This window comes from Streptomyces lavendofoliae (assembly GCF_014649735.1).
Taxonomy (GTDB): domain Bacteria; phylum Actinomycetota; class Actinomycetes; order Streptomycetales; family Streptomycetaceae; genus Streptomyces; species Streptomyces lavendofoliae.
Window position 1 is genome coordinate 290,283 of sequence record NZ_BMTP01000004.1, and the last position, 24,458, is coordinate 314,740.

General features: G+C 72.0%; 23 protein-coding genes and 1 pseudogene. 11 read left to right on the top strand and 13 right to left on the bottom strand.

Annotated elements, in window-relative coordinates:
- The first annotated feature begins 12 nt into the window (after positions 1-12).
- The 3 genes from IE109_RS09825 to IE109_RS09835 all read left to right on the top strand — a co-directional run bounded on the left by IE109_RS09825 (position 13) and on the right by IE109_RS09835 (position 2,649).
- Positions 13-918 carry a LysR family transcriptional regulator gene (locus IE109_RS09825; RefSeq protein ID WP_189550390.1) on the top strand — a complete coding sequence of 302 codons (906 nt, stop codon included), beginning with the start codon at positions 13-15 and terminating at the stop codon, positions 916-918.
- 133 nt (positions 919-1,051) lie between these two features.
- Complete coding sequence (locus tag IE109_RS09830) at positions 1,052-1,612, top strand: cysteine dioxygenase family protein (RefSeq protein ID WP_189550391.1); 561 nt, start codon at positions 1,052-1,054, stop codon at positions 1,610-1,612.
- Entirely contained in the window at positions 1,612-2,649 is a 1,038-nt protein-coding gene (locus IE109_RS09835) for a YeiH family protein (RefSeq protein ID WP_189550392.1), read from the top strand. Before IE109_RS09830 ends, IE109_RS09835 begins: the two co-directional genes overlap by 1 nt.
- Positions 2,650-2,665: 16 nt before the next feature.
- On the opposite strand, the gene IE109_RS09840 is transcribed toward IE109_RS09835, so the two are convergent.
- Complete coding sequence (locus IE109_RS09840; protein WP_189550393.1) at positions 2,666-3,178, bottom strand: MarR family winged helix-turn-helix transcriptional regulator; 513 nt, start codon at positions 3,176-3,178, stop codon at positions 2,666-2,668.
- A gap of 176 nt (positions 3,179-3,354) precedes the next feature.
- Between IE109_RS09840 and IE109_RS09845 the strand changes: the two genes are divergently transcribed.
- Entirely contained in the window at positions 3,355-4,116 is a 762-nt protein-coding gene (locus IE109_RS09845; RefSeq protein WP_189550577.1) for a dioxygenase family protein, read from the top strand.
- A 108-nt stretch (positions 4,117-4,224) separates the two neighbouring features.
- Here IE109_RS09845 and IE109_RS09850 read toward each other — a convergent pair.
- A pseudogene (locus tag IE109_RS09850) lies at positions 4,225-4,416 on the bottom strand (GNAT family N-acetyltransferase); the annotation flags it as partial.
- 148 nt (positions 4,417-4,564) lie between these two features.
- On the opposite strand from IE109_RS09850, the gene IE109_RS09855 reads away from it, so the two are divergent.
- Positions 4,565-5,572, top strand: coding sequence for a sigma-70 family RNA polymerase sigma factor (locus IE109_RS09855; protein WP_189550394.1), 1,008 nt, complete (start codon positions 4,565-4,567; stop codon positions 5,570-5,572).
- 365 nt (positions 5,573-5,937) lie between these two features.
- On the opposite strand, the gene IE109_RS09860 is transcribed toward IE109_RS09855, so the two are convergent.
- Complete coding sequence (locus IE109_RS09860) at positions 5,938-6,903, bottom strand: helix-turn-helix transcriptional regulator (protein ID WP_189550395.1); 966 nt, start codon at positions 6,901-6,903, stop codon at positions 5,938-5,940.
- Positions 6,904-6,966: 63 nt separating this feature from the next.
- Between IE109_RS09860 and IE109_RS09865 the strand changes: the two genes are divergently transcribed.
- From IE109_RS09865 to IE109_RS09875, 3 genes are all read left to right on the top strand, one after another.
- Positions 6,967-8,502, top strand: coding sequence for an MFS transporter (locus IE109_RS09865; protein WP_189550396.1), 1,536 nt, complete (start codon positions 6,967-6,969; stop codon positions 8,500-8,502).
- A gap of 220 nt (positions 8,503-8,722) precedes the next feature.
- Positions 8,723-9,262 carry a hypothetical protein gene (locus tag IE109_RS33070; protein WP_229890837.1) on the top strand — a complete coding sequence of 180 codons (540 nt, stop codon included), beginning with the start codon at positions 8,723-8,725 and terminating at the stop codon, positions 9,260-9,262.
- A 134-nt stretch (positions 9,263-9,396) separates the two neighbouring features.
- Positions 9,397-10,248: a hypothetical protein gene (locus IE109_RS09875; protein WP_189550397.1), complete on the top strand. Its 852-nt coding sequence runs from the start codon at positions 9,397-9,399 to the stop codon at positions 10,246-10,248.
- 316 nt (positions 10,249-10,564) lie between these two features.
- On the opposite strand, the gene IE109_RS09880 is transcribed toward IE109_RS09875, so the two are convergent.
- The 3 genes from IE109_RS09880 to IE109_RS09890 all read right to left on the bottom strand — a co-directional run bounded on the left by IE109_RS09880 (position 10,565) and on the right by IE109_RS09890 (position 13,677).
- Positions 10,565-11,290, bottom strand: coding sequence for a DUF6227 family protein (locus tag IE109_RS09880; RefSeq protein WP_373297679.1), 726 nt, complete (start codon positions 11,288-11,290; stop codon positions 10,565-10,567).
- A 174-nt stretch (positions 11,291-11,464) separates the two neighbouring features.
- Complete coding sequence (locus IE109_RS09885) at positions 11,465-12,493, bottom strand: P1 family peptidase (RefSeq protein WP_189550399.1); 1,029 nt, start codon at positions 12,491-12,493, stop codon at positions 11,465-11,467.
- Positions 12,490-13,677, bottom strand: a complete 1,188-nt coding sequence (locus IE109_RS09890) for a low temperature requirement protein A (protein ID WP_189550400.1) — start codon at positions 13,675-13,677, stop codon at positions 12,490-12,492. The genes IE109_RS09885 and IE109_RS09890 overlap by 4 nt, the downstream gene beginning before the upstream one ends.
- Positions 13,678-13,785: 108 nt before the next feature.
- On the opposite strand from IE109_RS09890, the gene IE109_RS09895 reads away from it, so the two are divergent.
- Both IE109_RS09895 and IE109_RS09900 read left to right on the top strand, forming a co-directional pair.
- The gene (locus IE109_RS09895) at positions 13,786-14,064 is read left to right on the top strand and encodes a hypothetical protein (RefSeq protein WP_189550401.1); all 279 of its coding nucleotides are present in this window, start codon (positions 13,786-13,788) and stop codon (positions 14,062-14,064) included.
- Positions 14,065-14,177: 113 nt separating this feature from the next.
- Positions 14,178-14,498 (top strand): hypothetical protein, encoded by a 321-nt coding sequence (locus IE109_RS09900; protein WP_189550402.1) that lies wholly within the window; start codon positions 14,178-14,180, stop codon positions 14,496-14,498.
- Positions 14,499-14,508: 10 nt separating this feature from the next.
- Here IE109_RS09900 and IE109_RS09905 read toward each other — a convergent pair whose 3' ends face one another.
- The 6 genes from IE109_RS09905 to IE109_RS09930 form a co-directional block, all read right to left on the bottom strand.
- Positions 14,509-14,988, bottom strand: coding sequence for a large conductance mechanosensitive channel protein MscL (locus IE109_RS09905; protein ID WP_189550403.1), 480 nt, complete (start codon positions 14,986-14,988; stop codon positions 14,509-14,511).
- Between the two features lie 132 nt (positions 14,989-15,120).
- Positions 15,121-15,627, bottom strand: coding sequence for a hypothetical protein (locus tag IE109_RS09910; protein WP_229890838.1), 507 nt, complete (start codon positions 15,625-15,627; stop codon positions 15,121-15,123).
- A 575-nt stretch (positions 15,628-16,202) separates the two neighbouring features.
- Positions 16,203-17,129: an S-methyl-5'-thioadenosine phosphorylase gene (locus tag IE109_RS09915; RefSeq protein ID WP_189550405.1), complete on the bottom strand. Its 927-nt coding sequence runs from the start codon at positions 17,127-17,129 to the stop codon at positions 16,203-16,205.
- A gap of 75 nt (positions 17,130-17,204) precedes the next feature.
- On the bottom strand, positions 17,205-17,534 hold the full coding sequence (locus tag IE109_RS09920; protein WP_189550406.1) for an FmdB family zinc ribbon protein: 330 nt from the start codon (positions 17,532-17,534) through the stop codon (positions 17,205-17,207).
- A 68-nt stretch (positions 17,535-17,602) separates the two neighbouring features.
- Entirely contained in the window at positions 17,603-18,898 is a 1,296-nt protein-coding gene (locus tag IE109_RS09925; RefSeq protein ID WP_189550407.1) for an MFS transporter, read from the bottom strand.
- Positions 18,899-19,212: 314 nt separating this feature from the next.
- Complete coding sequence (locus IE109_RS09930) at positions 19,213-20,670, bottom strand: potassium/proton antiporter (protein WP_373297675.1); 1,458 nt, start codon at positions 20,668-20,670, stop codon at positions 19,213-19,215.
- Between the two features lie 270 nt (positions 20,671-20,940).
- Between IE109_RS09930 and IE109_RS09935 the strand changes: the two genes are divergently transcribed.
- The gene (locus IE109_RS09935) at positions 20,941-23,826 is read left to right on the top strand and encodes a penicillin acylase family protein (protein WP_189550408.1); all 2,886 of its coding nucleotides are present in this window, start codon (positions 20,941-20,943) and stop codon (positions 23,824-23,826) included.
- 32 nt (positions 23,827-23,858) lie between these two features.
- Here the strand turns inward: IE109_RS09935 and IE109_RS09940 are convergent, their stop codons facing one another.
- Positions 23,859-24,452, bottom strand: a complete 594-nt coding sequence (locus IE109_RS09940) for a 5-formyltetrahydrofolate cyclo-ligase (RefSeq protein WP_189550409.1) — start codon at positions 24,450-24,452, stop codon at positions 23,859-23,861.
- Positions 24,453-24,458: the final 6 nt, after the last annotated feature.

A 24,458-nucleotide genomic window follows, 5' to 3' on the forward strand; every position in this document is an offset into this window, starting at 1 on the left:
TATGCTTTCGACGTGTTCGACTCCCGGTACATCAAGACCTTCCATGAAGTGGTCAGGACCGGTTCGTATACGGCGGCCGCCCGCGCCCTCGGGTACACCCAGCCGGCCGTCAGCCAGCAGATGAAGGCGCTGGAACGGGACGTCGGCACACCGCTGTTCACCCGCGTCGGGCGCGGCCTGCGGCTCACCGAGGCGGGAGAGGCCCTCACCCGGCACTCCGGGACGATCCTCGACAGCCTGTCCGCCGCGCAGCAACAGATCGACGCCATAGCCAGGTTGCGCTCCGGCCGGGTGCGCGTGTGCGCCTTCCCCAGCGCCGGAGCGACGATCCTGCCCGAGGCCATGGCCCGGATGGCGGCCCAGCACCCGGGCATCAGGGTGGAGCTTGTGGAGAGCGAACCGCCCGAGTCCCTGCGGATGGTGGCCCGGGGCGAGTGCGACATCACCCTGGCCTTCAGCTATCCGGGCCTGCGGGTCGACGTCCCCGAGGAGCTCGACGAGTTCCGGCTGCTGGAGGACCCGCTGACGGTCCTCCTGCCCACCGGGCACCCCCTGGCGCGCCGCCGCGCCGTGCAGCTGACCGACCTGACCCACGAGCGATGGATCGCCGGGTGCGCACGCTGCAACGCCAACTTCCTGCACGCCTGCGCCGAGGCGGGCTTCAGCCCCGACATCGCCTGCACCACGGACGACAACCTGGTGATGCAGAGCCTGGTGGCGGCGGGCGTCGGCATCGCCATGGTGCCCGCGCTCGTCCTGTCGTTCCTCTGCCACGACAAGGTCACCGGCCGGATCGTCGAGCCGCACACCCGGCGCCAGGTGTACGCGTACGTCCTGCGCGACCACCTCAGGATCCCCGCCACCGCCCTCATGCTCGACGAGCTCGTCGCGGTGGCCGAGTCCAAGGTCGGTTGCTGAGCCGGGACGGTCGCTGAGCCGGGACGGCTGGGCCGAGGAACTCGACCGGCCCCCCGACCCATAAGCGATCGTTGGGTACCCGGCAAAGAACCCTCCTTGGACGTGATGGGTCGGCCGGGCGGACGCTGCCGCCATGACGACGACCCCCGTTGCCGCCGCCGGCCCGACCACCGCCCGCCTGCGCGCCCTCGTCACCGCCGTACGCGAGACCGTCGACCGCGGGCTGGCGCCCGAACCGACCTCCCGGCTCGTGGCCGAGCGCATCGCCCCGCACCTCGGCGCCCCGGACCTGCTCACCCCGGAGCAGTGCGCGCCCGACCCCGTCCACTACCGCCAGCACGTCCTGCACGCCGAGCCCGACGGCAGCTTCTCCGTCGTCGCGATCGTCTGGCTCCCGGGGCAGTCCACGCCCATCCACGACCACGTCTCGTGGTGCGCGGCCGGCGTCCACCGGGGCGAGGAGCACGAGCGGCGCTACCAGCTCGTGCCGGACGGCACCTCCGCCCGGCTGGTCGCCACCGAGGACGTGGTGAACCGGGCCGGCGAGGTGGCCGCCTTCGCCCCGCCCGGCGACATCCACTCCGTACGCAACAGCGGTGACGGCACCGCCCTGTCCCTGCACGTCTACGGGGCCGACATCACCCGCCTGGGCACCAGCGTGCGGCGGCTCTACCGGCTGCCCGCGGACCGCTGATGGCGCTCGTCGGCCCGCGCCTGCGTCCGGTCGCGGCGGGTGGCCGGGTGGGGCCGGGACCCCTGCCCGGGCTGGCGCTCGCCGCCGCCGGGGTCGCCGCGGCCCGGCTGGCGCACCTCGCCGTGCCGGCCGTTCCGATGCTCACCGCCACCGTGGTCCTCGGGGTCGCCGCAGCCCATGTGCCGTGGCTGCGCGACCGCGTCCGGGGCGGCTGCCGGCCGGGGCTCACCCTGGCGGCCAAGCGCCTGATGCGCGTCGGGGTGGTCCTGCTCGGCCTGCGGCTGAGCCTCGGGGACGTCCTGGGCGTGGGCTGGTCGACCGTCGCGATGGTCCTCGGCGTCGTGGCCGCGACCTTCGGCGGGACCTGGTGGCTGGGACGCCGCCTCGGGCTGCCGGGCGACCAGCCGGTGCTCGTCGCCGCGGGGTACGCGATCTGCGGGGCGTCGGCGATCGGCGCGGTCGGCGCGGTGCGGGACAGCGACGAGGACGACGCGGCCACCTCGGTGGCCCTGGTCACCCTGTGCGGCACGCTCGCCATCGCCGTCCTTCCCCTGCTGCACGGTCCCCTGGGCCTGAGCGACGCGCAGTTCGGGCGCTGGGTGGGGGCGGGGGTGCACGACGTGGGCCAGGTGGTCGCCGCCGCGCAGACCGCCGGGTCCGGCGCGCTCGGCGAGGCGGTGCTGGTCAAGCTGATGCGGGTCGCGCTGCTGGCCCCGCTGGTCGCGGCGATGGTGGTGGCGGCGCGGCGCCGGGGGCGGGCCGCGCCGGGGGGCCGCCGCCCGCCGCTGGTGCCGCTGTTCGTGGCGGGGTTCCTCGCCATGGTGGCGCTGCGCACCACCGGGTGGCTGCCGGAGCCGGTCCTCGGGGCCGCCGGGACGGCTCAGGAACTGCTGCTGGCCGCCGCCCTGTTCGGGTTGGGCAGCGCGGTGCACCTGCCGACGCTGTCGCGGACCGGGGCGCGGGTCGCCGTGCTGGGGCTGACCGCCTGGGTGCTCGTCGCGGCGGCGTCGTACGCGGGTGTGGTGCTGACGACCTGAGGCGGCCGGCGGCCGGTCAGCGCAGCCAGGGCAGGTCGGCGTCGGGGTCCGAGGGCTGGAGGCCCTCCGCCATGAGCCGCATGATCTCGCCGAGCTGGCCGACCTGTTCGGGGCTGAGCCGGTCGAACACCGCCTGCCGGACGGCGGCGACATGGCCGGGCGCGCTGCGCTTCAGCACCTCGTAGCCCTCGTCCGTCAGGTAGGCGTTCTGGCCTCGCCTGTCGGAGGGGCAGTCCTCACGGCGTACCCAGCCGCTCCGCTCCAGCCGCGCCACGGCGTGCGACAGCCGGGACCGGGTGATCTTGGCGTCCTTGGCCAGTTCGGTCATCCGCATGCGGCGGCGCGGGGCCTGGGAGAGCTGGACCAGCAGGCCGTAGTAGATGTGCGGCATCCCGGCGTCGCGCTGGAGCTGGCGGTCGAGGTGGTCCTCCAGCAGCGTGGTGGCGTGCCGGTACGCGCGCCACACGCGCTGCTCGTCGTCGCTCAGCCAGCGCGGTCGCTCGTCCCCGCCGTTCGGTGCCGTATCCATGTATCCCACTGTACGGCTTCTTGAAAGTTGAACAAAGCCTCGGTAGGCTTGCGGCGAACCTGCTTGAAGATTCAAGTAAGTAGGATGGAAACAGCACGTCAGGAGCCGCCGTCATGACCGCCGCCTTCGAGAAGCCAGTCCAGCGCGGGACGGCGCCGACGCCCGCCCACGCGCGGATGCCCGCCCTGTACCTCTCCCACGGCGCCCCGCCGCTCGCCGACGACCCCGTCTGGCCCGGCCAGCTCGCGGCCTGGTCGACCGGCCTGCCGAAGCCCGCCGCGATCCTGATGGTCTCCGCCCACTGGGAGGAGGCCCCGCTGGCCCTCGGCGCCACCGTCACCGCGCCGCTGGTGTACGACTTCTGGGGCTTCCCCGGGCACTACTACCGGGTGCGGTACGCGGCCCCCGGCGCGCCCGCCCTCGCCGATTCGGTGCGCAAGCTGCTGCGCGGACCCGGTACGCCCGTGCAGGACCTCCCCGACCGGGGGCTGGACCACGGGGCGTACGTCCCGCTCGTCGAGATGTACCCGGACGCCGACGTGCCGGTCCTCCAGATGTCCCTGCCCACGCTGGACCCGGCCCGCCTGATGGACATCGGGCGCAGGCTGGCGCCGCTGCGCGACGAGGGCGTACTGATCGTCGGGAGCGGGTTCTTCACCCACAACCTGGCGGCGCTGCGGCACGCGGGCGTGCCGGGCTGGTCGGCCGAGTTCGACGACTGGGGCCGGCGGGCGCTGGACACCGGCGACGTGGACGCGCTGCTGGACTTCGCGCACGCCTCGCCCGCCGGTGCGCTCGCCCACCCCCGTACCGAGCACTTCGCGCCCCTGTTCGTGACCCTGGGAGCCGCCGACGCGGCCGGTGACCTGGCGGGCGGGCGCAGCGTCATCGACGGCTTCTGGATGGGCCTGGCGAAGCGGTCGGTCCAGTTCGGGTAGCGGGTGGCGTGGTTCTTCAGGTGCTCACGGTCCTCACGGTCCTCACGGTCCTCACGGTCCTCACGGTCCTCACGGTCCTCGCGATCCCTGTGTCGCGGGCGCCCAGCAGGCGGTGGGGGCCCTCCTCGGGCCGTCCTCCGGGTGGGAGCGCAGCCGGGGGCGTCGCTCCTCCGGGGTGAAGGGGACGGTGTCGAATGTGATGGCCGTCTCACGGACGTAGTGGTTGGAGATGTCCGTGAGGGCTATGAGGTCAGCGTCCGTTCCCGGTCTGACCTGCACCTCTTCGTCTTCGCGCGGCATCCGCCCTCCCCCGGTGGCGCGACAGGGTACTGCAAGATCTCGGGAATCGGCGGGCGGCATGGGAATTCTGTCCGGATTCCAGTCGTTGTTTCCGTCGGATGCAGGGCACCCGGGAGGGTGTCGCGACCTACTCAGCAAGGGAGCTCGCATGGCAACCCGTGCCGTCGCCCGTCGTCAGTCCGCCGGCAGTGAGACCAGGACCAAGGACCGGGCAAGCAGCGTGCGCGCCGTGGGCGGGGAGATCGCCGACCGCGACCTGGTCGGCATGTACCTCGACGAGATCGCGCGCACGCCCCTGCTCGACGCCGCCAAGGAGGTCGAGCTGTCCCAGACCATCGAGGCGGGCGTGTTCGCCCAGCAGATCCTCGACGGTGAGGTGGACTCCGACGCCGCGGGCGCGTCCCGCGAGGAGCTGGAGCGCCTGGTGGCCGAGGGCGAGCGCGCCAAGGACGTCTTCATCCGGTCGAACCTGCGTCTCGTCGTGGCCGTCGCCCGCCGCTATCCGCGCAGTGGCCTGCCCCTCCTCGACCTCATCCAGGAGGGCAACGCCGGCCTGGTGCGCGCCGTGGAGAAGTTCGACTACGCCAAGGGCTTCAAGTTCTCGACGTACGCGACGTGGTGGATCCGCCAGGCCATCACACGGTCGATCGCCGACCAGTCGCGCACCATCCGCCTGCCCGTGCACCTGGTGGAGGAGCTGGGCCGCATCCGCCGCGTGCAGCGGGAGTTCAACCGCGAGCACGGCCGGGACCCGGAGCCGGCGGAGGTCGCCGCCGAGCTGGGCTCCAACCCGGAACGGGTCATCGACGTGCTGGACTGGGCGCGCGACCCGGTGTCGCTGAACATGTCGGTGGACGACGCCGGTGAGACCCAGTTCGGCGACCTCCTGGAGGACACCTCCGCGGTGTCGCCGGAGCAGTCCGTGCTGACGCTGCTGCGCAGCGAGGAGCTGGACGACCTGATCGCCAAGCTGGACAACCGGACGGCCTCGATCATCCGCATGCGGTACGGCATCGAGGACGGCCGTGAGCGGACGCTGACCGAGGTCGGCAAGGAGCACGGACTGACCCGCGAGCGGATCCGCCAGATCGAGAAGCACGCGCTGCTCGAACTGAAGCGCATGGCCCGCGACACCGGTTTCGACGCGGCGGCCTGAGCCCCAGCCCCTCCGGGGGCCCGGCCCGAGCCCCTAGCGGGGCGCCGTGCCGGCGCGTCCCCCCCCCCGCTTCGTCAGCCGTGCCGACGTCTGAGTCGTACGTCTGAGTCGTACGCCTGCGACGTGCCGCCGCCTTCGCCCTGGCCCCCCGGGGCCGTCCGCGCGGCGTGCGCCGGGCGCACGCTCCGATTGGCCTGTTGGCCCCGCCCCCGTGGCGGGGCCGCCGCCGTCGTACGGCCGCCGTCGTACGGCCGCCGTCGTACGGCCGCCGTCGTACGGCGGGCGTCGTACGGCCGCCGTCGTACGGCGGGCGCGCGCCGCCCGTCGCCGCCCGTGGGCCACGGCACGCGGGCCCGGGGCCGGGATCAGGGCGCGGCGGGCACCGAGCGCGTCAGGCGGCCGGCCAGGGCGGCGACGTACCCGGCCAGCGCGTCCGGGCCGTGCACGGTGAACTCGCAGTCCACCAGCGCCAGGCGCAGCGCCAGCCACTCCACGGAGTCCGCCGACCGGGCGCGCAGCCGGCACGTGTCCTCGCCCGTCGGCGTGGGCGCGAGGTGCGCGGGCAGCCGGGCGGTGACGAACCGGGCGGGCGCCGCGAAGGTGACGTCCAGGTCGTGCTCGGGCTGCGCGCGCGACGCGGTGTGCGACAACAGCTCCGCCGCGTCGCCCGTCGGCAGCTCGCGCGGGGTGAAGCGGGCGGCCGTGGCGAACGGCTCGGTGACCCTGTCCACGCGGAACGTCCGCCAGTCCTCGCGCTCCAGGTCGTACGCCACCAGGTACCAGCGGTGGCCGGTCGACACCAGGCGGTACGGCTCCACCTGCCGCTTCGACGCGGTCCCGTCGCCCGCCCGGTAGCCGAACCGGACGCGCTCGTGGGCGGTGACCGCCGCCGCGAGGGTGGTCAGCGTCGACGGGGCGACGGTCGCGCCGTCACCGCGCGTCAGCGGGATCGTCGCGTGCTGCAGGGTGGCCACCCGGTGCCGCAGGCGGGACGGGAGCACCTGCTCCAGCTTGGCCAGCGCCCGTACCGCCGCCTCCTCCACGCCTTCGATGGCGTGGCCCGCCCCGGCGCGCAGCCCCACGGCGATGGCCACCGCCTCCTCGTCGTCCAGCAGCAGTGGCGGCATCGCGGCGCCCGCTACCAGCCGGTACCCGCCGACCGCGCCCCGGCTCGCCTCGACCGGGTAGCCGAGGTCCCGGAGCCGGTCGATGTCGCGGCGGATCGTGCGCGGGCTGACGCCCAGCCGCTCGGACAGCTCGCTGCCCGGCCACTCGCGCGGGGTCTGGAGGAGCGACAGCAGATTCAGGAGTCGTGCCGGGGTGTCCGTCATGCCTTCCAGCATGCGCGCCCACTAGGACACGAGCTGACCTATATACGGATTAGATTCCCGGTCATGACCTCCTCCACCACCAGTACCAGCAGTACCAGCGGTACGGCGCCGACGGCGGCCGATCGCCGGCGATGGCTTGCGCTCGCCATCGTCATGACGGCCGCGTTCATGGACCTCGTCGACGTCACGATCGTCAACATCGCCATTCCCAGCATCGAGCGGGACCTGTCCGCCTCGTTCGGCGCGATCCAGTGGATCACCGCCGGTTACGCGCTGGCGTTCGCCGCCGGTCTGATCACCGGTGGGCGGCTGGGCGACATCTACGGTCGCAAGCGGCTCTTCCTCCTGGGTATGGCCGGCTTCACCCTCGCGTCCGCCCTGTGCGGATTCGCCGCCGGCCCGGAGATGCTCGTCGCCTCCCGGCTGTTGCAGGGCGCGATGGCCGCGATGATGGTGCCGCAGGTGCTGGCGATCATCCACGTCACCTTCCCGGCGCACGAGCGCGGCAAGGTGTTCGGGATGTTCGGCGCGATCGTCGGGCTCGGGGCCGTCTCCGGACCGCTGCTCGGCGCGCTGCTCACCCAGTGGAACCTGTTCGGGCTGGAGTGGCGGCCGATCTTCCTCATCAACCTGCCGGTCGGTGTCGCCGGGCTGATCCTGGGCCGGAAGTTCATCACCGAGTCGCGCGCCGACCGGGCGATGCGGCTGGACCTGGTGGGCGTCGCGCTGGTCACGCTGGGCCTGCTCATGCTGATCTACCCGCTGACGCGCGGCCGCGAGCTGGGCTGGCCGCTGTGGGGCCATGTGTGCATGGTCGCCAGCCTCGCGGTGTTCGGCGCGTTCGTGGCGTACGAGAAGCACAAGACGCGCAAGGACGGGTCGCCGCTGGTCGAGCTGTCGCTGTTCCGGGTCAAGAGCTTCGCCGCGGGTATCGCGGTGCAGCTGACCTTCGGTGTCGTGATGGGCATCTTCTTCCTGGTCTGGACCCTGTACATGCAGATGGGACTGGGCTGGAGCCCGCTGAAGGCCGGTCTGACCGGAGTGCCCTTCTCGATCGCGGTGTCCGCCGCCGCCGGGATGTCCGTGCAGAAGCTGGTGCCGCGGTTCGGGCGGAAGGTGCTCCAGGCCGGCGCGCTGACGATGATCGCCGGGGTGCTCCTCTACATCTGGGCGGCCGGGCGGTACGGGACCGGGATCGAGCCCTGGCAGATGGCCGCGCCGCTGATCGTGATGGGCGCCGGCATGGGCCTGATCGTGGCGCCGCTGACGGACGCGGTGCTGTCGGACGTGCCGCGCGAGCACGCGGGGTCCGCGTCCGGCCTGATCAACACGACCGGACAGATGGGCACGGCACTGGGCCTCGGCCTGGTCTCGGTGGTGTTCTTCGGTGTGATCGACGAGGAGCGGCTCGTGCCCGCCGGGGTCGGGGCCGCGTTCGCGGACGCCTTCCGTGGCTCGCTGTGGTGGGTCGTCGCGGTTCTCGTGGTCATCTTCGCGGTGATGTTCGCCCTGCCGGGGCGCCCCAAGCAGCACGTCGAGGGCGCGGCGGTGGCCGAGGGCGCAGCGGTCGGCGAGCCGGAGCCGACGCTCACCTGGTGATCTGGCGCTCGCTGACGGGGCGACGGGGTCAGGGCTCGCCGCCCCGCCTGGCGCGGCGTCAACCGTTATGGCAATACCTCCGTTGCGGGCCGACGGGTGTGCGGCGCTCGGGGACTTGGGGGGAACTTGAGATTCAGCGGCTGAGACACATCGTCCGTTTTGCCCGATAAGACGCCCTGGCTTGTCTGCATTAGGGCTGGTTGGTCACATTCTGCGAGGAATGGGATTCGGTCATCGCCAGCTGTCGATCTTTCGTTCGAGTAATGGTGTGCATATAGTGCTTGATGCTTCGTCAAACGGATTAGGGGAGGGATTGTCTGTGTTGAAGAAGGCTCGACGTACTTCCAGTGCACTCAGTGTCGCAGCCATGGTTGTGGGTGGCGTGATGCTCAGCACGGGGTCGGCTTCGGCGGCTGCTTACTGCAGTAGCGCCGGTTACCCGGAGCCGGGTTTTCCGATGTCGCGCTGCACCGTTCTCGGTAGCGGCACGCTGTTTCATCAGAAGTTCAATGCCAGCGCGACCAAAACTCAGATTACGACCTGGTACACGAAGGACTCGGGAGACCCGATTACGGCCAAGTTCGGCTATAGCCACAGCGGTACGGATTACTGGGCTGGCAACTTCAATCAGTCGAAGGGGACGACCAAGTCGACCAGCTGGTTCAGCTACACTCCGGACTTCCGCTGCGCCACTACAGTGGGGCTGCTGAGTGTGGTGGGACAGGGTCGGTATCAGACGCCTCCCGCGAACTGTGGCTAAGGCCTCCTTCGGTCAAGCGGCGTGACCTCATAGCGTGCCCCAGGGTGTATCGGTCCTGGGGCACGCTCGCTCATGCTGTGGAAACTCGAATGGGTGAAGTTTGCTCTTCGGAACAGCTACTGGTGGGGCGTAGGGTGTTCAAGTTCTCTGGAAAACCGCTGCGTGAGCGGAAGCGCGCAGTGAAATCTGGCACGCTCTGTGGTGCGGTCCTGGCGGTCGGAATGAGTCTATTTGTTCTACTAGGCGAATCGACTCCAGCCTCCGTGGACCACTCACGGGGTAAATCGGCTAGCGAGATTTCGGTGGCTCGAAAGGAGATCCAGGCTGCCTTTGGGGATCGTTATGACGTAACGGGGGCAAAGATCATGGAGGAGGAGCCCACTGCGAAACTGCTCATCTCTTTCGATGGCCCAGGAATGGCCGAGCTGTCGTGGCCGGATGCGACCCGTCTTACAGTCCAACTTGAGGCCTCTGATATTCCGGGCCCGAACAGCTATTCCCTGGATCCGGCGCCGCCGGCCCCGAGGGGCAAGGAGGCGGCCTATAAAATAGCGGTCCAATATGTGAAAGATCGCTATCCGTGGGCTCTGACGGCTCAACATCATGAGACGCACCCCGTGGGCGAGAAGGCGGCATTCGGCTGGATTACGAGTTGGCGGTGGGTGAGGAATGATGTTCTCATGCCGCGGAGCATTGACGTGCAAGTGAATCGCGCGGGAAGAATATCGCAGCTCTTGGTAAATCAGGCTCCCGGTGAGCTCGATTTGCCGAAGCCGACCGTGACTGAAGAGGAAGTAGAAAATTTGGTGCGTCATCGTTTTGCTTCGCGCAGCAGCACCGTGAGTGCTGTGACCCTAAGGGCGGAGAAGCGGGGAGGCGCGTGGAGAGCTGAGTGGAGGGTGGCGATCACAGAGTCGAATAAGGAACCGGTTTTGGTTTGGGTGGACGCGCAGAGCGGCCGAGCATGGGAAACACCGCCCGTCTGATCTTAAGATCTAGTTGGCGCTGGGAGCGTGTTCGGCTTGCTCTGCTTTTCGAGTGACCGTGAGCACTGCACTCGGGTGACGTCCTGCTCCAGCCGAGCGGCAACCCGACCTTCTGCGCGAGCATCTTTCGCCGGCGTGCTGACCGCTGCCCCTGCTCTCTTCCTGAGGCGGCACATTCGCCGGCTTCCGACAGGGGTAACGGAGGGCGGCCCGGGGGAGGCCCCTCAGGTCGTCCCGCAGCCGGGCGGTTCCGTCGGTGCGGGCGACCGGCGCCAGGGTGTAGGGATTCGGAGGCGGGGCGCGGCCGGCGCACCCGTCAGCGCACGCGACCCCGCACCCGCGCGCGGAGCTCCATGGCTTCGCGCGCGGCGTGCTCGTCCTCGTACACCTCGCACATGTGCCGGCCGTCCGGTGTCGCCGTGTGCTCCACCTCCCAGACGCTCATCTCGCTGCCGTCCATCAGCAGGAACGCGTGCTCGTACAGCGTGAACCCGGCGTCCTTGCCGGCCACGGCGCACTGCCGGCCGAAGACCTGCTTGATGTGGTGCGCGAACGCGCCCCGCAGCCGCGCCGCCACCGCCTCGCCCGGCCGGTCCGCGTTCTCCGCGCGGCGCAGCACCCGGCGCGCGTGGTCCGCCGAGTCGTCCGGCTCGTACACCACCGGGGCCGGGGCCACCGGCCGGGTCAGTAACGCGCCCAGCAGCTCCAGGTCCGCGTCCAGGTCGACGTCCAGGTCGTCCTCCGGATCGGGGAGGCCGGCCGGCAGGCGGGAGGCGGCGAGCCGTACGTCGGTCTCGTCCGCGTACAGCTCGTGCTGCTCGCGACCGTCCCGCCCGGTGTTGTGCACCAGTTCCCAGAGCGTCAGCGACGATCCGTCGGCGAGCAGGTACGTATGCCGGTACGTCACCCGGTGGAGCGCCGCGCTGTGGTGCGACGAGTGCAGCGAACTGGCGTGCGCCAGCGCGGAGTCCAGTCGCTCGACCAGCGCGTCGGGCAGGTCGAAGGAGTTGAGCGCCCGCCCCAGGAGGCGCTCGGCGTGCATCTCGGTCGTCTCGTCGTTCGGAACGTTCAAGAGGGGTCTCCAGGCCGTCGCCGCGTGTCACTCGATGCTTGCTTAAGGTAGTGCCTGGGTCTGACAACGCGTCCGACTTCCACAAAACGAGGGGCGCGCGGCCCGGGTTCCCGCGCGCCCCGCCCGACTCCGCCCCGCGGGGCCTCAGTCGAGCCGGTACAGGTCCCGGTACGCGGGGTAGGCGCCGCCCGGCCCCGACACCGACGTCGCCGCCCGCACCGCGCGGACGATCGCCCTGGTCACGACCGTGGCCCCGGCCGCCAGCACCTCGTTCAGCGCCAGCGGTCCCCCGGTGTCCGGGAGCGGGCGCGCACCCGTCGCGAGCGTGAACACGGTGTCGCCGTCGTTGAGCAGGTGCACCGGCCGGACGGCGCGCGCGATCCCGTCGTGCGCCGTCCCCGCCAGCTTCTGCGCCTGCGCGCGGGTCAGCTCCGCGTCCGTACCGACCACCGCGAGCGTGGTGTTCAGCGGCGGCCAGTCGTTGCGCTCCAGCGCCTCGGCCAGCCGCCGTGCCGCCGCCGCGTGCACCTCCGGGTCCGGGAGCGTGACCAAACCGTCGCCGTACGCCCCGTACAGCGCGCCGGTCAGCGGATCGACCGCCGAGCCCACCGCGTTGGCCACGACCAGCGCGCCGACGGTGATCCCGGACGCCAGCACCGTGCCGGCCGTACCGACCCCGCCCTTCATCCCGCCGATCACCGCCCCGGTCCCGGCACCGACGGAACCGCACTCCACGGGCGCGCGCGGGCCCGTCGCGGCCGCCGCCTCCACCGCCGCGCGCCCGGTCGAGGCGTCCGGGCGGGCCTTCCAGTCGCCGCCGCGCCCGAGGTCGAACAGGCACGCCGCGGGGACCACCGGCACCACGTGCGACGGGTCGGGGCCGACCCGCACGCCCCGGCCGCGCTCCTCCAGCCAGGCCATCACCCCGGCCGCCGCCTCCAGCCCGTACGCGCTGCCGCCCGTCAGGACGATCGCCTCGATCCGCTGGACCAGATTGCGCGGGTCGAGCGCGTCCGTCTCCCGGGTGCCGGGCCCGCCGCCCCGGACGTCCACGGCGGCGACCGCCCCGCCCTCGGGCGCGAGGATCACCGTGGTGCCGCTGAGCGCGTTGTCGCCCGGTACGCGCGCGTGGCCGACCCGCAGGCCGGTCACATCCGTCAGTGCGTCAGTCATCCCCCTTGCGTACCACGCTCGGTACCGGCGGTGAGCGCGACTCCGACCGCGACGGCCGCCGCCGCCACGAGCCCGGCCGCGAGGACGCCCCAGCGCCCCGCGAACGTGCAGAGCAGGATCCCGAGCGCGGCGCACGGCAGCACCAACTGCTGCGCGATCCCGAACTTGAAGTGGCGCGAGTGCAGCATCCACACCACGAGCAGGAACAGCGCCGCCGGGAGCGTCACCGCGGCCGTCGCGGCGGTCGCCGACAGGTGCGCCTTGCCGACCGCCTGCTCGACCGCGACCTCGATGCCCGCGCCGATCGCCGCCGCCGACGCCAGGATCAGGTAGTGGCCGTAGCCCCACAGGAACGCCTGCCGGTTGGACAGCAGCCGCTGGTGGACAGGGACGACGAAGTAGATCCACCACGCCGCGAAGATCAGCAGCAGCCCGCCGGCCGCGACCGGCAGCAGGTCGCCCAGCGCGTCGTGCTCCTCGACGCCCGTCCGCACGGCGACGGTCGCCGCCGCGATGGTCTCGCCGAGCACGATGATGGTGAACAGCCCGTACCGCTCGGCGATGTGGTGGGCGTGCCAGCTGGAGGTGAAGTCCCGCTCGGCGAGCGGCGGTACGGCGAGCTCGGCCACCACCAGGGCCAGGAAGATCCACGGTCGGGCCTCCTCGGGCGCCGGCACCAGGGCCGTCCACCCGACCTGGCACAGTGTCACTCCGGCCGCGTACCGAAGCGCCATGGTCCGTTCCGGTCCGGTCGCCGACCGGGCGGCGCGCAGCCACTGCGAGGCGAGGGCGAGCCGCATCACCACGTAGCCGAGCCACACGAGGAGGAAGTCCTGCTCCTCGAACGCCCGGGACACCCCGGCGGCCAGGATCAGGACCCCGGCGATCTGGACGAGGGTCACCACCCGGTAGAGGGCGTCGTCGTTGTCGTACGCCGAGGCGAACCAGGTGAAGTTCATCCACGCCCACCAGATGGCGAAGAAGACCATGGCGTACCGGGCGATGCCGTCCCCGGCATGCCCCTCGGCGACGGCGTGCACCAACTGGACGCCCGCCTGGGCGACCGCCACGACGAAGCACAGGTCGAAGAACAGCTCCAGGGGCGTGGCGGCGCGGTGCGTCTCGTCGCGACGGCGTGACACCAGGGGCCGCATGGGCCGCGGGGGGCGGGGAGGAGTGGTCATCCCCCCAGGACAGCAGAGCTGCCACCGCCGGGAGCCGTCCGTGGGACGCGGTGACCCCCGAAGTCCCCACAACGGGCGAACCGTCCCGTAAGCCTCTACGGTGGCCGCGTGACCGAGCCCACCGAACCCCCGGCCCCTCGCGACGCCCCCGCTCCGGCGGACCCGGCCTCCTCCGGCCCGCCCGCCCCCGGGGGCGAGCCGGCTCCTCGCGAGGCGCCCGCGCCCACGGGTGAGCCGATCCCGGACGCCCCGCCCGCTCCCACCGGCGACCCCGATGACGACTCCGGCCTCAGCACCCCGCCCACCCCCACGGACGACCCGGCGCACCCCGCGCCGGCACCCGGCAGGGCCCCCGCCCCCACGGGCGACCCGGGTCCGCACCCATGACCGGGTCCCCGCGCAGCCGGGGCACCGGTTCCGGACCGGGCGCCGGCTCCCGTCGGCGGCCGGAGCGGTCACTCGCCCCCGACGACCGCTGAGGACCGGCGTACGCTGGGAGCATGAGGACCGCCCCCGCCCCCGGACCGCGTGCTGCGAAGACCGCATCGGCGCCGGAGGACGAGAAGAACAACCCGCAGAACCCGAACAACCAGAAGAACACGCAAGGCCCGGACAGCGAGGACGCGGACCACAACGGTCCGGACAGTCCCCGTGTCCCGGCGGGTCCCAGGAAGAGGACACCGGCGCTGATCTTCGACGATCCGCTGGACCAGCCGTCCGCGGACGATACGGACCGTGGGTGGGGCGAGCGGCCTCCGGCCGGCGACAGCGCGGCCGACCTCGCACGCTTCCTGGACGAGAAGCCGCCGCACCACCTTTGAGCCGGCGTGCTCACGAGGCGTCGCGCCCGGCTCCCCGCTGGGCGACCAGGGCGTCCCGGATGTCCTTCAGCAGCTCCAGCTCCGTGACCTCCAGGGTCTCCTCCACGCCCTGCCTCTCCTTCTGCAGGGCCGCCCGGCGGGCCAGGTACCGGGCCATCGGCAGCACCATCAGGAAGTAGACGATGGCCGCGGTGATCAGGAAGCTGAGCGTGGCACTGAGCACCGAGCCCCACAGGATCGCGATGCCCTGGACGACCTCGCCGCTGTCGTTCACCTGGCACGGGCTCTTCAGGCAGGACCGGTAACTCTCCAGGTTCTTGGTGCCGAACGCGCCGACGACCGGGCTGATCACTCCCTTGACGATCGCGTTGACGATGTTGGTGAAGGCGGCGCCGATCACCACCGCGACCGCCAGGTCGATCACGTTCCCGCGCAGGAGGAAGGCCTTGAAGCCCTCCAGCAGGTTCTGGTTCTTCTCCTGGCTCACCATGGTGCCTTTCGTCGCGTGTGCGGTGGGCTGAGCCATTACGCCGCGCACCGCGCGTAACCGTCCAATCCCTACACACGGACAGGTGACGTCCCAGGTCCTCCGTACGACGGCGGGCGACCGCCGCGGGCCGGCTCAGCACAACGTCACCGCCAGACGGGACGTCGTACCCGCGCCGGCCAGCTCGGCGGCGACGGCCCGCGGGACGGACAGCACCACGAGCGCGCCGCCGTCCGGCGACCTGTCCTGCCCGTGCGGCACCTTCTCCACGCGGGCGCCCCGGGCCACCACGCGGGCGCCGCGCTCCCCGTCCGACGGCGGCGGGGGCGGCGACGCGATCACGTCGACGCGGTCGCCGGGCCGCAGCAGCCGTACCGTCGCGCCGTCGGCGATCCGTACCGGGGCGGCCACCATCTCGACCGGCTTCCGCTCCCGCTCCGGGGCCGCGGCGGCCTGCGGCCGGTCGGCCTCGGCGGGGCCGCGGGACCCGGGGGCGGAGGCGGCCAGCGCCGCCGCCGTCATGGCGAGCCCCGCCGCCATCGCACGCCGCCGGCGCCGCACGGCCCGGCGCAACCGGTGCCGCCCGCCGCGCACCCGCAGCGGCGCGAACTGCGGCACCCCCTGCGTCTCCGGCACCGGCATCGCGATCCCCCGCGCGCCCGGGAAGCCGATCGGCGGAGCGGCGGACGGTGTCGCGGAGTACGGCGGAGAGCAGGGCGGGGGAGCGGGAGAGGACGAGGGCGGAAGACCGGGAGAGGGTGAGGAGGGGAAAGCGGGAGAGGGTGAGGAGGGGGAACGGGACGTCATGGCGACCACCGCCTGCCTGAGGGACCGGGACCGGGCATCAACTCGCCGGCTGTCCGCCGACGCCCTCACGATCCCGTGCCCGCGCCGATCCCGCTCGGGCCTGTGGACAACCCCGGCGATGGGGAAAAGCCCGTCACCCGCCGGAGGGGCAACCCGCCGGGTCGCCCGCCCCGTTGGCCCGTCACCGCACCCGCCCGCCCCAGGCACCGGTCCGGTCGCCACCGCACCCGCGTGCCCCCGGCGGCCCCGGTCCGGCCGTCACCGCACCCGCGTGCCCCCGGCGGCCCCGGTCCGGCCGTCACCGCACCCGCCCGCCCCAGGCACCCGGTCCGGTCGCCACCGCACCCGCCCGCCCCAGGCACCCGGTCCGGTCGCCACCGCACCCGCCGGGCACGGTGGCCGCCGGACGGTCACGGCAGTTCGATGCCCAGGTCCCAGCCGTCGTGCGCGTGGGTGCACAGGCAGGCGCGGCTTTCCGTCTCGGGCAGCCCCGCGACCGCGTCGAAGAGCACCTCCCGCAGCCGGCCCACGTTCTCGCCGAAGACCCGCAGCACCTCGGTGTGCGAGACGCCCTCGCCGGTCTCGGCGCCCGCGTCCAGGTCCGTCACCAGCGCCATCGACGTGTAGCAGAGCCCCAGCTCACGAGCGAGGTAGGCCTCGGGGTGCCCGGTCATGCCGACCACCGACCAGCCCATCGCGGCGTGCCACCGCGACTCGGCGCGCGTGGAGAAGCGGGGGCCCTCCACGACGACCATCGTCCCGCCGTCCACCGCCTCCCAGCCACGTCCCTGCGCCGCGGCCAGGGCCACCTTGCGCCCGTCGGGGCAGTACGGGTCGGCGAACGAGGTGTGCACCACGTTCGGCACGGTCCCGTCCGGCAGCGGCTCCCCGTCGAAGTAGGTCTGGACGCGGTTCTTCGTCCGGTCCACCAGCTGGTCGGGGACCAGCAGCGTGCCGGGCCCGTACTGGGGTCGCAGACCGCCCACCGCGCACGGTCCGAGGATCTGGCGCACGCCCACCGAGCGCAGGGCCCACAGGTTGGCCCGGTAGTTGATGCGGTGGGGCGGCAGGTGGTGGCCGCGCCCGTGCCGGGGCAGGAAGACCACCCGGCGCCCGGCCAGCTCGCCGAAGAACAGCGAGTCGCTGGGACTGCCGTACGGGGTGGTCACCGGGACCTCGGTGACGTCCTCCAGGAAGGAGTAGAAGCCGGAACCGCCGATGACGCCGATGTCCGCCCGCAGACCGGCACCGTCCCCCCGACGGCCGCCGTCACCGCTGCCACCCCCCGCACCGCCGTCGCCGCCGGTGCCGTTGCCTGCCTTCGCTGCGTTCGCCATGCGGCTCACCCTAACGGGGGCCGGATACGCCGAGGACCCCGCCGTAGGGAACGGCAGGGTCCGGGGAGAGCCGGGTCAGGCGGCGGAGCTGGAGCTTCCGGCCGCGCTGGACGTGGCGGGCTTGGAGTCCGACGACGAGGAGCCCGAAGAGGAGCTCGACGCGGAGCCGGACGAGCTCGTCGAGGCCGAGGAGCCCGGCTTCGACGCGGGCGAGCTGCTCGACGACGCGCCACGGCTGTCGTTGCGGTAGAAGCCGGAGCCCTTGAAGACAATGCCGACGGCCGAGAACACCTTCTTCAGGCGTCCCTGGCAGTTCGGGCACTCGGTCAGGGCGTCATCGGTGAACTTCTGCACCGCCTCGAGGCCCTCGCCGCACTCGGTGCACTGGTACTGGTAGGTCGGCACTTGTCTTCCTCCTGGCACTCTCACTCATTGAGTGCTAACGACAGACCATACTGACGTATTCCGCGGGATCAGTCCACCGTGACGGGTACGCGGTGACCGACGCCACGTGCCACGGTCCGGGTCGCCGGACGCGGCGCGAGCCGCGACCGCAGCGCCACCAGGGTGGCCAGCGCCATGGCGGTACCGGCCAGCGGGACCAGGAAACCGGTGCTCGCGCCGTACCCGTCCGCGAGCTGGCCGGCCACCGTCACGGCGGCCGCCTGGCCCAGAGCCACGGCTCCCGTCAGCCAGGTGAACGCCTCGGTGCGGGCGGACGCCGGCACCAGCGACTCGACCAGTGTGTAGCCGGTGATCAGGGCCGGGGCGATGCACAGGCCCACGACCAGGCCGAGCGCGCCGAGCAGCACCGCGGAGTGCGCGGACCACAGCAGCGACGCGGCGATGGTCAGGCCCGTGTAGCCGAGGATCAGACGGCGGCGGGGGCCGGACTTCCAGGCGATGGCGCCGACGGCGATGCCGGCCAGCATGTTGCCCGCGGCGAAGAGCCCGTACAACAGGCCGTTCATGCCCGGCTGTCCGATCTCCTCGGTGAACGCGGTCAGCGAGACCTGCATGCCGCCGAAGACGGAGCCGATGCCGAGGAAGGCGATCGCGAGGACCCGTACGCCGGGCACCGACAGCGCGGAGACCCGCTCCACGCGCGTGTGTCCGGCGGACAGGCCGTGCGCGGGCTGGGTGCGGCGCTGGGCGGCGAAGAGCAGCCCGCCGGCCAGCGTCAGCGTCGCCTCGGCGATCAGGCCGGCGGCCGGGTGGACGCCGGTGCACAGCGCGGTGGCGAGGACGGGACCGACCACGAACGTGAACTCGTCCGTCACGGATTCGAAGGCCGCGGCCGTGGACATCAGCGGCGAGCCCTCCAGCTTGGCGGCCCAGCGGGACCGCACCATGGGCCCGACCTGCGGCACCGAGGCGCCGGTGGGCACCGCGGCGGCGAACAGCGCCCACAGGGGGGCGTCCGCCAGCGCGAGCGCCGTCAGGGCCGACACGGAGACGGTGTGCAGCAGGACGCCCGGGACCAGTACGGCGCGCTGGCCGAAGCGGTCGGCGAGCTTGCCGCTCTGCGGTGCGAACAGCGCCATGGAGACGCCGGTGAACGCGGCGACGGCGCCGGCGCTGCCGTACGAACCGGTGGTGTGCTGCACCAGCAGGACGATGCCGATGGTCAGCATCGCGAAGGGCTGCCGCGCGGCGAACCCGGGGAGCAGGAACGTCCACGCGCCGGGTGTGCGCAGGAGCTGTCCGTAACCGGGACGCCGAGCGCCGTCCGGGGTGGTGACCGTGGCTGTGTCTACAGCGGAGGGCACGGCCCGTGCCTTTCTGCCGCCTGGTAGCGCTCCCCTGGGTGTCGGGAGCCGCCGAGAGCTGTCCTCTTGCGCGGAACTGCGGTAGATGCCGGGCTCCACTACGGGGGAGCGTCACGGCCGCCATACGGTCGCGCCAGCTCTGCGTCAGGCAGAGTTGGTCGATCAGTGTGCCTTCATGATACAGGGCGGAACGGGAGTGGCAGCTGTGAAATGGCCGATACGCGAATGCCTCACCTCCGATTAACCGGACGTTCACCTTCCGCTTCGTCCCGCCCTGGCGTGCCCCGCTTCCGTACCGGCCCGGCCGGCCGTCCTCACCGCCCGGCGTCCCCGCCCGTGCCCAGCCAGCCGGCCAGCTTGCCGCCCTGGCCCACCGCCCGCAGGCGCCGCTCGGCGGCGTCGCGGACCGGGTCCGTCGCCACCACCAGCAGCTCGTCGCCGCGCCGCAGGACGGTCGTCGGCGACGGCACGAAGCTCTTGTCGTCCCGTACGACGAGGGTGACGGCCGCCCCGGGGGGCAGCCGCAGCTCCGCGACCTCCACGCCGTGCATCCGGGACCCCTCCGGGATGGCCACCGACAACAGGTGCCCGCGCAGCCGCTCCAGTGGGGCCGACTCGACGCCGAGGTCGGCGGCCCCGGCCGAGTCGCCCAGCCGCAGCGCCTTGGCCAGCCAGGGCAGGGTCGGGCCCTGCACCAGCGTGTACACGACGACGAGCACGAAGACGATGTTGAAGACCTTCTCGCTGCCCTCGATGCCGGACACCATGGGGATGGTCGCCAGGATGACGGGCACCGCGCCCCGCAGTCCCGCCCAGGACATCAGGGTCTGCTCCTGCCAGGGCACGCGGAACGGCAGCAGGCTCAGGAAGACGGAGAGCGGCCTGGCCACCGCCGTCAGGGCCAGCCCGACCATCACCGCCGGCCAGAAGTCGTCGATCAGTTCGTGCGGGGTCACCAGCAGACCGAGCAGGACGAACATGCCGATCTGGGCGATCCAGCCCAGGCCCTCGGCGAATCCGCGGTTGGCGGGGGCGTGCGGCAGCCTGGCGTTGCCCAGGATCACCGAGGCCAGGTAGACCGCGAGGAAGCCGCTGCCGTGCGCCATGGCGCCGGCCGCGTACGCCACCACGGCGATGGCCATGACGGCGATCGGGTACAGGCCGGAGGCGGGCAGGGCCACGTGCCGCAGCCCGAACGAGCCCAGGAGGCCGACCAGCAGTCCGATGGCCGCGCCGATGGCCAGCTCCAGCGCGATCGTGCCGAGCAGCGTGTACCAGTGGGCGACCGGGCCGGTCGTCGAGAAGGCCACCACCAGGATCAGGACGGGTGCGTCGTTGAACCCGGACTCGGCCTCCAGGGTGCCGGTCACGCGCGCGGGGAGCGGCACCTTGCGCAGGACGGAGAAGACGGCGGCGGCGTCCGTCGAGGAGACGACCGCGCCGATGATCAGGGCCTGCCGCCACTCCAGGCCCACCCAGTAGTGCGCCGCCGCGGCCGTGACCCCCACGCTCACCGCGACGCCGGCGGTCGACAGGACGGCCGCCATGGGCAACGCGGGTTTGATCTCCTTCCACTTGGTCCCCAGACCGCCCTCGGCCAGGATCACCACAAGCGCGGCATAGCCGATCACCTGGGTCAGTTCGGCATTGTCGAAGTGGACGTTGCCGATCCCGTCCTGCCCGATGGCGACCCCGATCCCGAGGTACAGCAGCAGGCTGGGGAGCCCGCTCCGGGAGGAGATCCGCACCGCCGCGACGGCGACGAGCAGCACGAGCGAGCAGATGAACAGGAGTTCGTTGAGCTGGTGGACAGTCAGTGGGCCGACCCTTTCCTCATGTGCGCGCCGGAGCGTTGCAGCAGCGGTACTTCGTTACCTTACCTAATCATTAACGCTTCCTTGATGCCGGGTCCCGGGCCCGTGGCGCCCGTGCCGGGTCCCCGGGAGGGGGTCCCTTTACTGACACCGCGTCCGGGCCGGGCGGGCGCTGCGCCTATGGTTGCTCCAGCACTCCAGGACCAGCCTGCGCCTCGAAGGACAGCGATGCCCGCCAACACCACCGCCGCTTCCACCAAGAAGAAGGGGCGACGCGCCCGTCTGCTCGTGATCGCCCTGGTGCTGGCGCTGGTCGCGGGAGTCGGCTACGGCGCCTACTGGGGCGTCAGCACCGTGCGCGCCCCCTTCCCGCAGACCACCGGCACCCTCAAGCTCGACGGCCTCTCCGGGCCCGTCGACGTGAAACGGGACGACTACGGCGTCCCCCAGATCTACGCCTCCACCGACGAGGACCTCTTCCGCGCCCAGGGCTACGTCCAGGCGCAGGACCGGTTCTGGGAGATGGACGTCCGCCGGCACATGACGGCCGGGCGCCTGTCCGAGATGTTCGGCAAGGAGCAGGTCGAGACCGACGCGTTCCTGCGCACCCTGGGCTGGCACCGGGTGGCGCAGGAGGAGTACGACAAGCTCCTGTCGCCCGACACCAAGAAGAACCTCCAGGCGTACGCGGACGGCGTCAACGCCTACCTGAAGGGCAAGGAGGGCCGTGACATCTCGGTCGAGTACGCCGCCCTCGCCTTCGGCAACGACTACGCGATCGAGCCGTGGACGCCCGTCGACTCCGTGGCCTGGCTCAAGGCCATGGCCTGGGACCTGCGCGGCAACATGCAGGAGGAGATCGACCGTTCGCTGATGACCAGCAGGCTCAGCGAGCAGCAGATCAAGGACCTGTACCCGGCGTACCCGTACGACCTGCACCGCCCGATCGTCGACAAGGGCGGCGTCGACGAGGCCACCGGGAAGTTCGACCCCTCCGCGCGGAGCGGCGGCCAGGACGCGGACACGGACGACGGCCAGGGCGACGGCACCGGCCAGAGCACCGGCCAGAGCACCGGCCAGGGCGACGGGACCGGTCAGAGCGCCGGCCAGGGCGACGGGACCGGTCAGGGCGACGGCACCGGCCAGAGCACCGGCCAGGGCGACGGCACCGGCGCCGGCACCGCCCAGGGCGCCGCCCAGGGCCTCCAGTCCCAGCTCTCGGCACTGTCCGCCTCGCTGGAGAAGATCCCGGCCCTGCTCGGCCCCAACGGCAACGGCATCGGGTCCAACTCCTGGGTCGTCTCGGGCAAGTACACGACGACCGGCAAGCCGCTGCTGGCCAACGACCCGCACCTGGCGCCCCAGCTGCCCTCGCTCTGGTACCAGATGGGCCTGCACTGCCGCTCCGTCTCGGACAAGTGCCGTTACGACGTGTCGGGCTACACGTTCTCGGGGATGCCCGGCGTGGTCATCGGCCACAACCAGGACATCGCCTGGGGCTTCACCAACCTGGGCGCGGACGTCAGCGACCTGTACCTGGAGAAGATCACCGACAGCGGGTACGAGTTCGACAAGAAGGAGATCCCCTTCGTCACCCGCAAGGAGGTCATCAAGATCGCCGGTGAGGGCCCCAGGACCATCACCGTCCGGTCGACGAACAACGGCCCCCTGGTGTCCGACCGCAGCAACGAGCTGGAGAAGGTCGGCGACGAGGCTCCCGTCGACGCCCTCGCCCCGGACCGCGGCGACGGCTACGCGGTCGCCCTGCGCTGGACCGCGCTCGACCCGGGCAAGTCCATGGACGCCGTGTTCAAGCTGAACCGGGCCACCGACTTCGCGCAGTTCCGCGAAGCCGCCCGCGACTTCGAGGTGCCCTCGCAGAACCTGATCTACGCCGACGCCAAGGGGGCCGAGGGCAACATCGGCTACCAGGCGCCCGGCAGGATCCCGGTCCGCCAGAAGGGCCACGACGGCACCATGCCGGCGCCCGGGTGGGACAAGAAGTACACCTGGAAGAAGACGTACGTCCCCTTCGACGAGCTGCCCTACGAGGAGAACCCCGAGCGCGGCTACATCGTGACCGCCAACCAGGCCGTCGTCGACTCGGGGAAGTACCCCTACCTGCTCACCGGGGACTGGGGCTACGGGTCGCGCAGCCAGCGCATCAACGACCTGCTGGAGTCCAAGACCAAGGACGGGGCCAAGGTCTCGACCGAGGACATGCGCACCATGCAGATGGACAACAGCAGCGAGATCGCCAAGCTGCTGACGCCCTACCTGCTGAAGATCGACATCTCCGACCCGCACGTCCGTGAGGCACAGAGGCTCCTGGAGGGCTGGAACTACACCCAGGACGCGGACTCCGGAGCGGCCGCCTACTTCAACGGCGTGTGGCGCAACGTCCTCAAGCTCGCCTTCGGCAACAAGCTGCCCAAGGAGCTGCGGGTGAAGGGCGAGTGCCTCAACGTCCGCCCGGCCGACTCCACCGGACCGGTCGACGAGCAGAACCGGCTGGTGCGGGAGTGCGGCCAGCGCGACTCCGACACCGCCCAGCCGGACGGCGGCGACCGCTGGTACGAGGTGGTCCGCCGGATCCTGGCGGACGAGAAGAACGAGTGGTGGCAGTCGCCGCGCAGCCGGACGCACGAGGGCACCGACACCCGGGACGGGCTGCTGAAGCGCGCCATGGAGGACGCCCGCTGGGAGCTGACCTCCCAGCTCGGCAAGGACGTCAACAGCTGGAGCTGGGGCCGGCTGCACCAGCTGACCCTGAAGAACCAGACCCTCGGTACCGAGGGGCCGGGCTTCATCCAGTTCCTGCTCAACCGGGGACCGTGGAACCTGTCCGGCGGTGAGGCGGCGGTCAACGCCACCGGCTGGAACGCGGCCGGCGGCTACGGGGTCGTGTGGGTGCCTTCGATGCGGATGGTGGTGAACGTCGGCGACTGGGACAAGTCCCGCTGGATCAACCTCACCGGCGCCTCCGGTCACGCCTACAACGCCCACTACACCGACCAGACGGACAAGTGGGCCAAGGGCGAGCTGATCGACTGGGCCTACCGCGAGCAGGCGGTGGACGCCAGGACCGTCGACAGGCTCGTGCTCACGCCGTAGCGGGCACCGGTGGCGGGGGCCGGTGCCGGGCCTCAGGCACGGAAGCGGAGGGTGACCTCCGGGGTCACCACCGCGTGGACGGGGTGGTCGTGCGGTTCCTCCGGGACCCGCGCGACCACCTCGTTCGCGTACAGGAGCACCACCAGGGCCGGATCGAGCCCGGACCGGACGACGCGGGCAAGTACCCGGTCGTACGAGCCGCCGCCGCGGCCCAGCCGCATGCCCCGCGCGTCCACCGCCAGGCCGGGCAGGAGGACCGTTTCGGCCGCCAGGACGGCGTCCACGCCCAGCCGGGGCCCCGCCGGCTCCAGGAGGCCGCGCCGGGCCCGTACGAGCCGCTCGGTGCCCTCGTAGGCCGCCCAGTCGAGGTCGTTGTCCTCCAGCAGGACCGGCAGCAGCACGCGGACGCCCCGCGCGTGCAGCGCGTCGAGCAACGCGCGCGTGCCCGGTTCGCTCCCCATGGAGACGTACGCGGCGACCGTCCGGGCCCGGCGCAGCTCGGGCAGGTTCAGGGCCGCGTCCGCGAGAACCGCGGCGGCCTTCTGGACGTCATCACTGGTCAGGAGGGCACGCACGGCCAGCAGTTGACGCCGCAAAGCAGCCTTTTCGGACATGTTGCCGGTCATCAATAC